At 58.1% G+C, this 12,975-nt stretch carries 14 protein-coding genes; 12 read left to right on the top strand and 2 right to left on the bottom strand.

Translation table 11 applies throughout. From position 1 onward, the window contains the following. Positions 1–41: 41 nt before the first annotated feature. The 7 genes from G6P99_RS15885 (at position 42) to G6P99_RS15855 (ending at position 5,689) form a co-directional block, all read left to right on the top strand. Positions 42–278 carry a hypothetical protein gene (locus G6P99_RS15885; RefSeq protein ID WP_165128707.1) on the top strand — a complete coding sequence of 79 codons (237 nt, stop codon included), beginning with the start codon at positions 42–44 and terminating at the stop codon, positions 276–278. A gap of 339 nt (positions 279–617) precedes the next feature. Next, positions 618–2,669 (top strand): AAA family ATPase, encoded by a 2,052-nt coding sequence (locus G6P99_RS15880; RefSeq protein ID WP_165128705.1) that lies wholly within the window; start codon positions 618–620, stop codon positions 2,667–2,669. A gap of 259 nt (positions 2,670–2,928) precedes the next feature. Continuing rightward, the gene (locus tag G6P99_RS15875; protein ID WP_165128703.1) at positions 2,929–3,822 is read left to right on the top strand and encodes a hypothetical protein; all 894 of its coding nucleotides are present in this window, start codon (positions 2,929–2,931) and stop codon (positions 3,820–3,822) included. Between the two features lie 39 nt (positions 3,823–3,861). After that, positions 3,862–3,984, top strand: coding sequence for a hypothetical protein (locus G6P99_RS15870; RefSeq protein WP_256375199.1), 123 nt, complete (start codon positions 3,862–3,864; stop codon positions 3,982–3,984). Between the two features lie 92 nt (positions 3,985–4,076). Beyond that, entirely contained in the window at positions 4,077–4,235 is a 159-nt protein-coding gene (locus G6P99_RS15865) for a hypothetical protein (RefSeq protein ID WP_156928908.1), read from the top strand. 36 nt (positions 4,236–4,271) lie between these two features. Beyond that, positions 4,272–5,324: a hypothetical protein gene (locus G6P99_RS15860; RefSeq protein WP_165128701.1), complete on the top strand. Its 1,053-nt coding sequence runs from the start codon at positions 4,272–4,274 to the stop codon at positions 5,322–5,324. A 5-nt stretch (positions 5,325–5,329) separates the two neighbouring features. Continuing rightward, positions 5,330–5,689, top strand: a complete 360-nt coding sequence (locus G6P99_RS15855; RefSeq protein WP_029084106.1) for a hypothetical protein — start codon at positions 5,330–5,332, stop codon at positions 5,687–5,689. A 54-nt stretch (positions 5,690–5,743) separates the two neighbouring features. Here G6P99_RS15855 and G6P99_RS15850 read toward each other — a convergent pair whose 3' ends face one another. Further along, a complete protein-coding gene (locus G6P99_RS15850) occupies positions 5,744–6,262 on the bottom strand; it encodes a hypothetical protein (protein WP_029084105.1) in 519 nt (172 codons plus the stop codon). Between the two features lie 111 nt (positions 6,263–6,373). Here G6P99_RS15850 and G6P99_RS15845 point away from each other — a divergent pair, with 111 nt between their 5' ends. The 5 genes from G6P99_RS15845 to G6P99_RS15825 all read left to right on the top strand — a co-directional run bounded on the left by G6P99_RS15845 (position 6,374) and on the right by G6P99_RS15825 (position 12,380). Continuing rightward, positions 6,374–7,456: an ImmA/IrrE family metallo-endopeptidase gene (locus G6P99_RS15845; RefSeq protein WP_156928906.1), complete on the top strand. Its 1,083-nt coding sequence runs from the start codon at positions 6,374–6,376 to the stop codon at positions 7,454–7,456. Continuing rightward, positions 7,449–7,880 (top strand): hypothetical protein, encoded by a 432-nt coding sequence (locus tag G6P99_RS15840; protein WP_156928905.1) that lies wholly within the window; start codon positions 7,449–7,451, stop codon positions 7,878–7,880. The genes G6P99_RS15845 and G6P99_RS15840 overlap by 8 nt, the downstream gene beginning before the upstream one ends. A 321-nt stretch (positions 7,881–8,201) precedes the next feature. Next, positions 8,202–9,797, top strand: a complete 1,596-nt coding sequence (locus tag G6P99_RS15835; protein ID WP_029084102.1) for a DUF2235 domain-containing protein — start codon at positions 8,202–8,204, stop codon at positions 9,795–9,797. A gap of 60 nt (positions 9,798–9,857) precedes the next feature. Next, the gene (locus G6P99_RS15830; protein WP_029084101.1) at positions 9,858–10,949 is read left to right on the top strand and encodes a PIN domain-containing protein; all 1,092 of its coding nucleotides are present in this window, start codon (positions 9,858–9,860) and stop codon (positions 10,947–10,949) included. A 597-nt stretch (positions 10,950–11,546) separates the two neighbouring features. Further along, positions 11,547–12,380 (top strand): DUF2971 domain-containing protein, encoded by an 834-nt coding sequence (locus G6P99_RS15825; RefSeq protein ID WP_165128699.1) that lies wholly within the window; start codon positions 11,547–11,549, stop codon positions 12,378–12,380. A 68-nt stretch (positions 12,381–12,448) separates the two neighbouring features. Here the strand turns inward: G6P99_RS15825 and G6P99_RS15820 are convergent, their stop codons facing one another. Continuing rightward, positions 12,449–12,943, bottom strand: a complete 495-nt coding sequence (locus G6P99_RS15820; RefSeq protein WP_334262045.1) for a hypothetical protein — start codon at positions 12,941–12,943, stop codon at positions 12,449–12,451. Between the last annotated feature and the right edge of the window lie 32 nt (positions 12,944–12,975).

Genomic DNA, 12,975 nt, shown 5'->3' with positions numbered 1-12,975 from the left:
AGGCGGTGCAGTACGCCGCATGATGCCAGAGGATAACGACGATGGCACGCTCCCGCGAAGCAAACAGCAAGAAGTACGCAGCTGTGCCGAGGCTCAGTTACAGCGTTGATGAATTTTGCACCGCGATGAACATCAGCCGGTCCTTGTACGAAAAAATGAAGCGAGCCGGTTGGAATCCGCGCGAGATGCGGATCGGCAAGGCCGTGCGGATCAGCAAGGAGGCCGCCGCGCAGTGGATCATCGAGCGCGAGGGCATGAGCAGGCCGGACGCTGCCTGAACAAACGGGAGACCCCAGAGGCCACGGCCCCTTGGGGCAGAACTACTTCATCGGCGGGCATGCCGGAGATCAACGCGCGGTCCTGTCAACGGGAGACACCGAACAGGTACTGCCAACGCTTTCGCCCCTTGCGTCTATTGCGACGGCTTGAAGCGCTGAACAGCGGCGTTGCTCCCATGCCCAACATCATCCCTTTTTCCACATATCCAAACAAAAGGCCCCGGAGGGGAATCCGGGGCCCTGAACTGTTCTGACCGTTGGCGCGGTCAGACCGAGCAAGCCAGAACCCTCCGTCTATGCCGCGCCCCTGAAAATTTCAAGTGGGACAGGCGCACGCCGATGACCGATCCGCGCGACGACATCGCCCGACAGATGGAGCCCATCGCGCGCAGGCTGCTCGGCGAGCCAAACGAAGCGCTGTCGTCGGAAGGCGAACTGCGGTTTGGCAACCACGGATCGATGGCTATCAATTTGCAAACAGGCTGCTGGTTCGATCACGAGCGCGGTGTCGGCGGCGGCGTGCTCGCCCTAATCAAGGATGTCACTGGCGTCGATGGCCGCACCTGGATCGAGCGCAACGGCTTTGAGGCTGAGCGTGCCGCGCCGCGCAAGGCGAACGGAAGGCAGCGAGCGCCGCTCGGTAAGATCGTCGCTACCTATCCGTACCGTGACGCCAACGGCGAGCTGCTGTTCGAGGTGCTGCGCTATTCGCCTAAAAATTTTCGCCAGCGTCGTCCCGATCGGAACAGCCCCGGCAAGTGGATATGGGATGTCGAGGGCGTGCCGCGTGTGCCCTACCGCCTGCCCGAACTTAACGAGCAGATCGAGCTAGGGCGCAGGGTCGTCATTGTCGAGGGCGAGAAAGATGCTGATCGGCTCTGGGGCCTCGGCGTCCCGGCCACATGCAATGCCGGTGGCGCTGGCAAGTGGCACGATGACCTGACCGCGTTTTTTGTGGGTGCTCATGTCGTCGTCGTTGGCGATCACGATCCGCAGAAGCGACACCAGAAGACCGGCGACCTGATGTTTCATGAGGACGGCTCGGCGATCTTCGCCGGACAGGATCATGCGCAGGCGGTGGCGCGCGCGCTGTCAGGAGTAGCGCGGGTCCGCGTGCTGGATCTTTCCAAACATTGGCCCGATATCCCGCCGAAAGCCGACATCAGCGATTGGCTGGCGCTCGGGCATTCGCGCGAAGACCTCGACAGACTGCTCGATCAGGCCGAGGATCATCGGCAGGCCAAGGTACTTGGCGAGTGGGATGCGGGCACCGATAAGCAATATCTCCCGCCGCCGCGCGGCTGGCTGCTGGGCACCGCCTTCTGTCGCAAATTCATTTCATCCATCGTCGCACCCGGGGGCGTCGGCAAGAGCGCGCTGCGCCTCGCACAGTTGATCTCGCTCGCCATCGGTCGCCCGCTTACAGGCGAGCATGTCTTCCAGCGCTGCCGCGTGTTGATCGTCAGTTTAGAGGACGATGCCGATGAGTTGCGCCGCAGGTTGCGCGCAGCCTGTCTGCATCATGGTGTGGCACAGCCCGAACTGGAGGGCTGGCTGTTTCTGGCATCACCCGGAGCCGATGGCGGTAAGTTGATGGTGCCCGATCAGCACGGCAGGCCCGTGGTCGGCGCGCTGGCGGGAAAGCTGGCCGCCACAATCATGGATCGCAAGATCGATATCTGCTGCATCGATCCGTTCGTGAAGAGCCACAGCGTCGAAGAAAATTCCAATTCGATGATCGACAAGGTGGTGCAGATACTTTCCGACATGGCAGGGGCCCTTAACTGCGCCATCGATCTGCCGCACCACACCGCAAAGGGGCAGGCCGATCCCGGCAACCCGGATCGTGGTCGTGGCGCGTCTTCGATGCGGGACGCTGGCAGGCTGGTTTACACCCTGACGCCGATGACGCCTGAAGAGGCGCAGGCCCTCGGGGTGAGCGAGGCCGAGCGCCGCAGCCTGATCAGACTCGACAGCGCCAAGGTCAACATCATGCCACCGATGACAGCGGCAAAATGGTTCCGACTGGTTGGTGTCGAGATCGGCAACGAGACGGACGGCTATCCGAGCGGCGACAACGTCCAGACGGTCGAGGCGTGGTCGCCACCGGGGCTGTTCGCCGACATCAGCGTCCCGGTCCTGAACGCCATCCTCGACGACATCGAGGCGGGCCTGCCAGACGGGAACCGATATAGCGATGCACCCAATGTCACCGACCGCGCCGCCTGGCGCGTGATCGATAGGCACTGCGGCAAGGGTGAAGGTCCAGCCCGGCAGATCATCAAGATGTGGGTCGGCTCCGGCCTTTTGATCCAACATTCGTATGAAAACCCGACCACCCGGAAGCCCGTCAAAGGTCTTCGGGTGGATGCCGTAAAGAGGCCGTCATGAGGGCTGCGCCGTTGACCCGGTTTCAATGGCGCATCAAGGGCGCAAGCGGTCTGCGCCGTTGTTACCGGAGCGCCTATAGTAAAAACCAATGGCGCATTGGGTGCGCCATTATGGTTTTTCTAACGGCGCTCCAATGGCGCAGCATCGGCCAAAACCACGCTAGGACGGAACCCAAGGAATCGCGCCAACGGAGCCGGTATCATGGCGCACGGGCTGCACGCGGTACTGGGGGGTCGATGCCGACCGCAGGGGGCCGGTCATGAACCGGGCCGATCCCCGCGCCCTTGAGGCCTATGGCGGTTTGATCGAAGGCGTCCATATCGCGGGCTTCACCTTCGAGCGCGCCTGCGGCAAGCTGGAATGGCTGCTGGAGCAGGATCGCTGGCGCGGCGTCGGGAATGGCTTCGATGACGTCAACGCCTTCATGGCTTCTGTCAGGCTCGACAATTTGAAAGCGGTCGCCGAGCAGCGCAAGCGAGTCGCGCTGCGGATCAAGCAGCTGCAGCCGAAGGTCTCGAACCGCGCCATCGCCAAGTCTCTGGGCGTTAACCGCAGCACAGTGGATCGCGACACTGGCGCAAATGCGCCACCGACTACAAGGAAGGCCAGCAATATCAACGGCGGCCAGACGCGAGCTGGCGCAAATGCGCCACCTGTCCTGACCGGCGCGGCAGCTGCGCGAACCGTCGAGGCCAAGGAAAGCAAAGAAGAGCGGCAGGCCGAGAAGCTGGAAGCGCGCGTGCAGCGCGAGGCCGCGCTCGGATCGAAGCAGCTGGCGCTGCCTGACAAAAACTATGGCGGGATCGTCGCTGCCCCGGAATGGCAATTCGAGTTCTATTCGCCGCGCGGCTCGCTCAACTCTTCGCCGGACAACCATTATCCGACATCGCCGCTCGCCGCGATCAAGGCGCGCGATGTGCCGAGCATTGCGGCGGACGATAGCGTGCTTTTCCTCTCGGCCACGGTGCCAATGCTGCCGCGGACGCTGGAGGTCATGGCGGCGTGGGGGCTTCGCGTATGTAAGCAACTTCGCCTGGATGAAGGACAAGGCGGGCACTGGCTACTGGAATCGGAATCAGCACGAGCTGCTGCTCGTCGGCAGAAAGGGCGACATCCCGGCGCCGGCACCGGGGATGCAATGGGAATTCGGTGATCGAGGCTCCGGTCAGCGACCATTCGGCGAAGCCCGAGCATGATCGAAAGCTATTTCCCGACGCTGCCGAAGATCGAGCTGAACCGGCGCGGCCCTGAGCGAGCTGGATGGGATGCATGGGGCAACGAGGCGGAGGGTGCCGCACATTTTGAAGCCGACTGAAGATGCACAAGCGCACACCACCGGGTCGTAGCAGTTCTCCGGGTGCCGCACGCGCCCGCAACTTTCGGGCTCGGCAGCGCGCCGGATACAAAATGCTGCATGTCTTGGTGGACGAGCGCCGGTTCGCTGCGGCCCTGCGCGCGAGAGATCAGTTGGAAAGCGCTGCCCCAACCAAAGACATCGAGACGGCAGCCAGTGAAGTGCTGTCCAGTTTCTGTGACCGCTGGCTCGGAAAGAAACCGTGCGCGTGACGATCCAGAGCCTAGTTGCGGGCTTATAGTTGTCACATGCAGACCACAAGAGCACTTGTTCCAGAGGATTTGCAGAACTCACATCATGAGCGCCGCAGCTGGCATCGCGCCATCACCGCCAGCGCGCTCGCGACTTTGCAACGCTCCGATCCTGCTGACATCCTAAGAGCTGCCTGGCCCAGAGATGATCAAGCAGCCCTGATCCTGCGCGCCGCACAGAGCCCAACCAGCACAGAGGACTTCCCTGCCTTCGACAAAACGGGCCTATTCCAAAGTCTCAGCCCATCAAGCGCGGCGGTCGCGTTGTTCGAGCGCGGGCTGAAGCTGGACTTGAGGGGCGTCAACACCATCAGCATCCCGAATATCGCCACCTGGGAGCCGCAACCGATCTTCGTTACTGAGGGAGGAGCAGGACCGAACGTGCAGTGGGGGCTGGGCAGCACCACCGTTGGACCGACCCGAAAAATATTAATCATGGCAGCGACGACCGCCGAACTGGAAAATGCCACTCCCGAGGCGGCATCCGCCATCATTGGTCGGCTTCTCGCCGACGCATCGAACAAGTCCATCGATACAGTCGCCTTTGGCACAGCGGCGGCTGATGACGCGCAACCAGCAGGATTGTTGCATGGCGTTGCACCGCTTGCAGCCGTCGCCGCCGGTCCGGATGCAATGGCTGAAGACCTCGGCGGTCTGATCGGCGCTATCGGCACGTCGGGGATCGATTCCTTCGGAGCCGTATTCGTCTGCTCGCCGCGTGAGGCGACGGTCTTCAAGACCAAGGTTGGCCCGAAGTTCGATCATCCGGTTCTCTCGACGCTGGGGCTGCCAGCAAAGACCGTTGCCTGTTTCGCGCTCCCTGCGGTCGCATCAGGCTATCAGGACGCACCCCAGATCGAGACCAGCAGGACCGCGACCGTTCACTTTGAAGATGACAGCCCAGTGGACATTGTTGGATCAGGCGGTGCAGTAGCGCTGCCAACCAAGACCGCCTTCCAGACCGATCTGATCTCGATCCGAGTGCGCGCCCGCGCGGCATGGGCCGTCACGCCGGGCGGAGCGCAGGTCATCAACAACGTTAATTGGTGAACGTCATGACCGACAAACACCGCGAGACCGACTGGTCTGCCTGGAACAACTGGTGCGACTCACGGATCGACGCCAGACGCAGCTTTGATCGCGCAGTGCTCGTCGAATTGATCGCCGAATTGAAGGCCATGATCCAGGATCAAGACGAGAAGTTGAATAGACAAGCCGAGAACATTCGCAGCCTTGAACTCAAACTGGTGGAATTGGTGGGCGCGAACGACGTGCGGTCAGCTGAGGACCATGAAACCAGCGTCAGGCTGGCAGAACACCAAATCGCGATTGCCGAACTGCGCCGCTTGGCAAATGCAGAGCAGGCCAAGGTGATCGACCTGCCGGACGCGGTGCAGCGGCCCGGGCTGAACTAAAAAACGCTGTAGCGTCACGAGACACCGGGGGTGTTTATGCGGCGGCGGCACCGCTTATCCGCCCGCCAGATCCGTTCCGGCCGGTGAATTGAGGGCGACTTCTAGCGCCCGCTTCTCGATACTGTCTGCTTTGGATTTCAATGCCTTCACTCGTTTCCGCGCGTCAAACCAAAGGGAGCCAAGTATCAGCGGCGCTGGCAGAAAGGAGCCCGCTATTGCGAAAACGGCAAACCACTCGAAGCCATCCAATATTTGATCATCGGCTTTGAATGCAATGACAATGAGGAATGCGGCCAATATGACCGCTACGGCTGAGTTGAGTGCGACGCACCATCGGTATTCCCGGAAAAATTCAATCTTGAAGAGTCCATATCTACTTTCAACCCAGTTCAGCTCCTCTTCAAGGTCGCGGCAGGGCCGTTCTGCTTCTGGTAAGCTGAATAACCTCTTTATTCGAGCGATACGGCGTTCAAGCGGAGCAACGCCCAGCTCTCCGTAAAGCTGAAGAACGGCAGTCCCGACGTGCAAGCCAACCCCTAGTTGCACAATACTGGAAAGGTCGCCATACTTCATAAATTGACTTTACCCCGTAACGCGCGATTCGTGGCATATAACCCTAATATTCTCCAAGAAGCTCTTCGTGCGCGGCGGCTGACTCCCGCCAAGCTGTCGGAGCGGCTGGGCATGGACCCCACCGAGCTGGCTCGGGAGCTGCGTCGTGACCCAGAGCCGAAGCGAGACCTCCTTCGGTCGGTTGCGCGCGAACTGGTTTTACCAGCATTCGCGTTCTACATGCAGCGGCTCCCCGCCCTAGAGGAGTCCATTCCGGATTTTCGCTCGCTCATCCCCGAGCCAGGTCCGAAATCGCGGGAAACGGTTGAAGCAATCAAACTCGCTGAAGGCATTCAGAAGTCGCTAATCCAGTTTGAAGCTTCCGCCGTAACTGGTCTGCCCGCGTTCACGGCCGAAACGGACGAAGACATCGACCGTTTTGCGCTCAAGGCCCGCGCTCACTTTTCCATAACGCTTGAGGATCAGCAGGAAACCCGAGACGCGAGGACATTCTACGTCCTAGTGCGCAGGAAGATCGAAGAAAAGGGTGTCGTGGTTCTGCAGGACTCGTTTCCGCGCGAGGATGGCAGCGGGTTCTGTCTGGCGCACCGTACTCACCCTCTAATCCTGATAAATACCAAGCAGCAGACCCGGGCGCGCCGACTATTCACGCTCGCGCACGAACTTGCTCACGTACTTATGGGAATGTCCGGCATCTCTGACCCGTTTGTCAGAAGAAATGCGATAGAGCGGCGCTGCAATCGTTTCGCTGGCAGCTTTCTAGTTCCGCAGGCTTACGTCCCCAGTCTACTTGGCGTGCCTGTCACACGTGATCCTGACTTGGATGATGTGAGGTGGGCGGCTCGCAAGCTTAAGGTGAGTCAAGAAGCAACCGTCCTGCGTTTAGAGCAGCTCAAGATTTATAAAAATGGCAGCCACAGTAAGTGGCTCGCATTGGTCCACAACGACAATCCGGACTATTCCGAAAAGGGAGGCGGAGGCAAACAACCGCCTGCCCAAGAGAAGGTAAAGCTGGCAAAATATGGGTTCACGTTTGCCAGAGCCTTCAGGCAATTTTTGGAGCATGGGATCATTAGCGAAATTGATCTCTATCGCGCCTCTGGACTGAAGCCGAAATACCAAAAATCCTACTTTGAGTACGTGAACTCGCTATCCGCTAACGAGCTCCGTAATTTGGAGCTGGATGATGGCTAAGAAGCCGGACTCCGATTGTTCATGTGTGATTGACACAAGCGGGCTGCACGAACTGGCGAATGCCACCGGCAATCTGAAGGCAGCGCTGATTGCACGTCTCGAGGACGGCACGATTGGTGTGCCTAGCTGGGCTTTGCAAGAACTCAGGGACCTTTACGAGGACGATGCAGACGAACTCGCCCCGTACATTGTTAAAAAAATCCAGTTGAGCACGCATGTGGAAGTGCGGGCCGCGCGCATTACGGAAGAGTTGAACTTGGGGTTTTCGCGAGGAGCGTACGACAATCACGTTGAACTCCACACCGCATCGGTAGCGTTGAACAAAGGATACACCGTCCTTACATCCGCGAACAACCTCGCTGCTTACGATGGGATGGATTGCGCCGTTATGGATCTCGCAGATTGGGTGGAAAATGCCGCATAAGTCGGATCGGGATCAGGTGGGAGACCTCCGACGCCCGCAATGTTAGAGCGCTTTGAGCTGCACTATGCACGCGAACTTTACCTGCAGTTTTTGGTCCTCTGATGGTCCGAACGACGATCATAATACGCTGCTGCACGATCCTCCTTTTCGGTCCAACGCGCGACAATTTTGAGCCAGCCGGATAACGGTCGCTGGAGCGCTGCGCCCGCAGCTCTCCAATAGGCGCGGTTCCCGAGGGGTAGGATATTTGGTCAGACTCAACTACTGTAGCGTGTGGTCGCTTTTATGACGTTTGCTGCTTGCGCGGCGGAGCTACATTTCATGCAGAAGAACATTGTCGTCTATTCCGACGGCACGGGTCAGGACGGGGGCGTTCGCCCTGAGCAACGCATCAGCAACGTTTACAAGCTGTATAGGTCGTCCCGCGTGCATCCGGACAACCCGATCAACCCTATCGAACAGGTTTGCTTTTATGACCCTGGTCTAGGAACGGATAGCGGCGCAGGCGGGCTTACCGGCATCATGCGCAAAATTGACAAGCTGCTGCAGTCGGTGACCGGTCGCGGCATCACCAAGAACATGGCCGACTGCTACGAGTTCATCATTAATCACTACCAGGAAGGTGACAGGGTTTACCTGATCGGCTTTAGTCGTGGCGCGTACACTGTCCGCTGCCTTGCCAACACGCTCATGCTGTGTGGCATTCCGACAAAGGCGGAGAACGGACCGCTGCTGCGCTACCGCAAGCAGGTTCACGATATCGCTAGGGAAGCAGTTGAAACCGTCTATGAGCATGGCGCTGGACATGCGCGTGCCGACTATGAGACCGAGCGTGACGAACAGGCCCGAAGATTTCGCGCGAAGTATGGCTCGAATTTTGTCGGTGAGGATACCGACAAGGATCGGTCAAATGCGGCGGCGTACTTTGTTGGCGTCTTTGACACTGTCGCCGCGCTCGGCGCCAGCGGCATGCGCAGGTTCTTGATTCAAGCGGGCCTGACACTTCTCTTCACCGGCGTCGCCACCGTAGCGTCTGCTGTACTCGCGGTCGTGCCGTCGCTAATCGCAGACTACTATCTTGGCTTCGGCTTCTGGTGGTCAGAACTTGCGATAAGTGCTGCTCTGGTCGTGCTGTTGGTTCTTTGGTTTCTGCACAGGCAGCGCGCGCAATACACGAAGACAATCTACGATTACCCCAAGAAGGGCGAAAACCGCTCCCATCAAGCCGAATGGAAGTCGGGGAACTTCGACCGCCTCCTGTCGAGGTATGTCGGCACGGCCCGTTCCGCCAACGCCATCGACGAGAGGCGGAAGGATTTTGACCGCGTCACTTGGGGCCAAGCAGACAGCACGCACTTGTCGCAAGCGTGGTTTGCGGGCAACCACTCCGACGTCGGTGGCAGCTATCCGGAGACGGAGTCTCGGCTTTCTGATATTTCGCTGCAGTGGATGCTGGAAGAGATCCTTGCGCTAGAACATCCGATCAAGTTCGGACCGGTAACGGTCAACGATGAAGCCGTGGCCGGTACAAGCACAACAGGCACACCTCTGCATCTCTACCCTGATGCAACGAGCATGCAGCACAGCGAGATTGCGGGTACGAGAGACGCAATTGATGCATTTAGAGAGCGGTTGCCCCGCATCCTTCGAGGCCTTCTGGCTAACGCCAACTATGAGATTATCAAGCGATCCATTCTACCTCAAGCGAAGATTCATCCGACGGTGAAGGAGCGGTTTGCGCTGGAAACGATTATTGATTGCGCAAGCGACAAAGTCGGCGAATACCGCCCGGAAGCACTTCGTGAACACGATGACTTCAAACAGTTTTACATTGTCTCACCGGCTTCGGATGCGCCGCCCGGCAGAAGCGAAGAACCGGGACCTCCAGCTGCATCCAGCCCGGCACCCTCGGCCTAACCTGCCGCCTCGACTGCGTAAAGATGCGCACGCAGTACGCTTGTCTGGAGAAGATGCAAAGTGAAATACGATGCCGTCACATTAGACACCAACATATTTGACCAGAAGCACTTGAATCTTGAGCGCGGCATTCTTGCGCAGTTTAAACAATTCGCCGAAGGCTCTGCAACATTCGTTCTGTCTGAAGTTGTGCTGAGGGAAGTTTTCCGACACCTGCAATCTGACGCCGATCTCGCGAAACAACAGCTAGAAACCGCTATACGTCAAAGTGCACTTGCACGGCTTTTCGACGCGAAAACGCTAGCGTCGCTAAAAACGCTCGTCGGCGGTGGCCTCGACGCATCCGACGCGGCGAACCGTAGTCTCAGGAACTGGACTGGGCTCACCGGCTGCGAGATCGTTCGCGCGTCAGGCGCGAACATCGAACGCTTAATCGAAATGTACTTTGCTCCAGAGGTGCCTTTTGAGGCGGGCAGAAAGCACGAATTTCCGGACGCAATCGCGCTTATCACACTTGAAGATTGGGCGAAGACCAACGGCAAAAAGCTGCTCGCGATTACGCGCGACAAGGGCTGGATTTCCTTTTGTGGAAAGTCCGAATGGATTGACGCAGAGCAAGATGTTTCAAGTGCGCTGCAGCGCTTCCAGGCCCACACGGAAAGCGCCCGCCGGTTAGTTGCATCCCTGCTTAGCTCAATAGCTGCGGGCGGTCGACAAGACTTTAAAAACGAATTGGACCAACGGCTGGGTAGAGAAATCGCAGAAATCGAACCGGAGATCGAGGCATATTCGGACGACTTTTACTGGAGCGTCGTTGATTTTGATGTCCGACTGAAGGACATCAGCCCCCTTACGTCTGCCGACTCCTTCAAAATCATACAAACACAAAAGGATGGTTTTGTTGCTCAGATAACCGTCGAGACTACCGCTCGAGTGAACGCGGAGTTCAATTACTTTGCTGACGCAGCTCATGACCGCAAGATCGGTGAGAGCCGTGAGAGCATTGCGGCGGAGTTTCGCGCCGATGTTCTCGTAAGCATACGAGGGGACGCCGTCGATGACTGCACGTTGGCCGATGTTGAATTGGTCAACGCCCCCGTTGAACTGGACTTTGGTGACATTGGCCCGGACTATTCAGGCTATGAGGAATGACGATCCGGTCAACCGCGCCGCCGGAGCGAAGACAGCTTCTGTAGCAGACCTCGTGCGATGAACTACTTGTGCCCGCATCAGCGGACATCGGCCTCTTGTTGGTTTCCTTAACAAAGTGCGCGCCTGCTGAGCGCACTTTTTATCATCAGGCTCTCAAAAGTGCGCGGATGGCTGCAGCGGTTTGAGGCTATCTCCGCTATGTGGTGGGGGCAACTCGGTTTGACGCATGTAGCGCGGCTCCGGCCAGCCGGGCGGGACATTTGGGCGGGGGGGATGGTCGCCGTTTGTAGACGGGCACCGTTCCCGAGCGCTGGCGGCGCTGCCGAATGAACGGCTGCACATTGTCAATTTGCCTCAAGAACAATTTTCCATCAACACCCTGTGAGGCCGGTGACATGCGCGCATCCGCCTTGCGACTCACCGATAAACGTCGCTGATGGGATGGCTCTCCGCCTGCAGCGCCAGCCGCATCACTCCCAGTGACATCCAGGCCCGTCGGGGTGAGTGCGACGGCATCGACGCAGAACGCGCCAAGGGCTAAATCGCGCTTTGTTGCCGCTCATGGTAGACCTTAAGGGGGAGACCATGGGGGCATTGATGATCTACAGTCGTAAACTAGGCGACGAGGAGTTCCTTTGGCGTAAGACGATGAACCGCCATTTTCGAGCCCTCTGGGACAATGCAGGCTATGGAAATAAAGAACATCCTGGCCGAAAGTACGGGAGTGCTGCAGTTGTCCGACCACCGAGCGCCGAGTGGTTTCGCGCTTACCACCTTTGCCCGTCCGAGTACGCGATCAGCAACATCGTTTTCAGCAGGCTTAAGGTCGGACAAATTTCTGATCTGAATGATCCGTTCGAGCTGCTTGCATACCAGAAGGGAGGAAAGCATCAGACCTTCCTCGACTACCGGAAGGAATTTGACCATTCATCGGGACTGCTTTGTTTCAGTGAAGATTGGACCGACCCCGTCTTATGGAGCCACTACGCAGCCAAACACAGTGGTATGTGTCTTGGTTTTGATATTGATCGAAGCCTAGTACTTAGAAAGGTTAGCTACAGAACCGAACGCCTAGGCCGCCGAGTAGGCTCATTGCCAGCGGAAAGCCCCTTGCCAGTGGAAATAGATCAAGAATTGGCAGGATTGCTCATGACAACAAAATTCAGCAGTTGGAGCTACGAGCGGGAGTGGCGAGTGATCTTGTCTCTTCAAGATACTATCGAAGAGAAAAGTCTTCGGTTTTATCCAGTTGGAAAACTTATTCGTCTCGCCGAAGTGATCATCGGCGACACCTGCAGCATACCATGGGAGCAGGTCCGCGCGGTCGTCAAAAAGCATCATCCTGATGCAAGCGTAATCAGGGCACGGCTCGCCGACCTTTCCTTTAACGTCGTGCCCCGCGAGGAAACAGTTGCATACGTCGCGCCTTAGTCGTTGCGCTAAGGAGTCTTGCCTTCTGCGCCGGCGCACAACGTCTGCAGCAAGTGGTGACTTGCTGATTACATCCTACGAACAAGGCTTTTGATCCAGATCATCGCATTTTCGATGGCCCAATTCGTCTGATGCTCAGTGAGGCTCGGCATAGGTGCCGCGCCGGGACCGTGTCCAAATGGATTGCGGACTTTCGCAAAGAAATGGTGGAGCGCCTCCAATTCCCACACCTCGATCAGCTCCGCGCCTCTAAGATTGTTGATGTAGTTGGCTGCGCCTTTCTCTTTGCCCGTGGTAAGCTGCTTTTCGCCTGAGATTATCTTAATTGTGCTCTCCAACGAACGGGCTGCATAAAAGGCCGGGTCACAACCGCCAGTATCGCGCAAATCAATCGCCTCTTTCATGTCGTGATCGACGTTGTGCCACTTCGGGTCCGCCACTAGTCTCCAGAACGGATTTTCAATCTCTTGCGCAACCGTATCGTCCTGAGAGATTTGGATAAAGCCATTGTGGTAATGCAATTTGCATTCAGCCTGGCGAAGCCGGGAATTTAGCTCCGCCACGGCCTCGCCAAAGTCCTTGTTGATTTTGTCGT

It is taken from the genome of Bradyrhizobium sp. 6(2017), assembly GCF_011058295.2.
GTDB lineage: Bacteria > Pseudomonadota > Alphaproteobacteria > Rhizobiales > Xanthobacteraceae > Bradyrhizobium > Bradyrhizobium septentrionale.
This window is presented reverse-complemented; position numbering and strand designations above follow the sequence as displayed.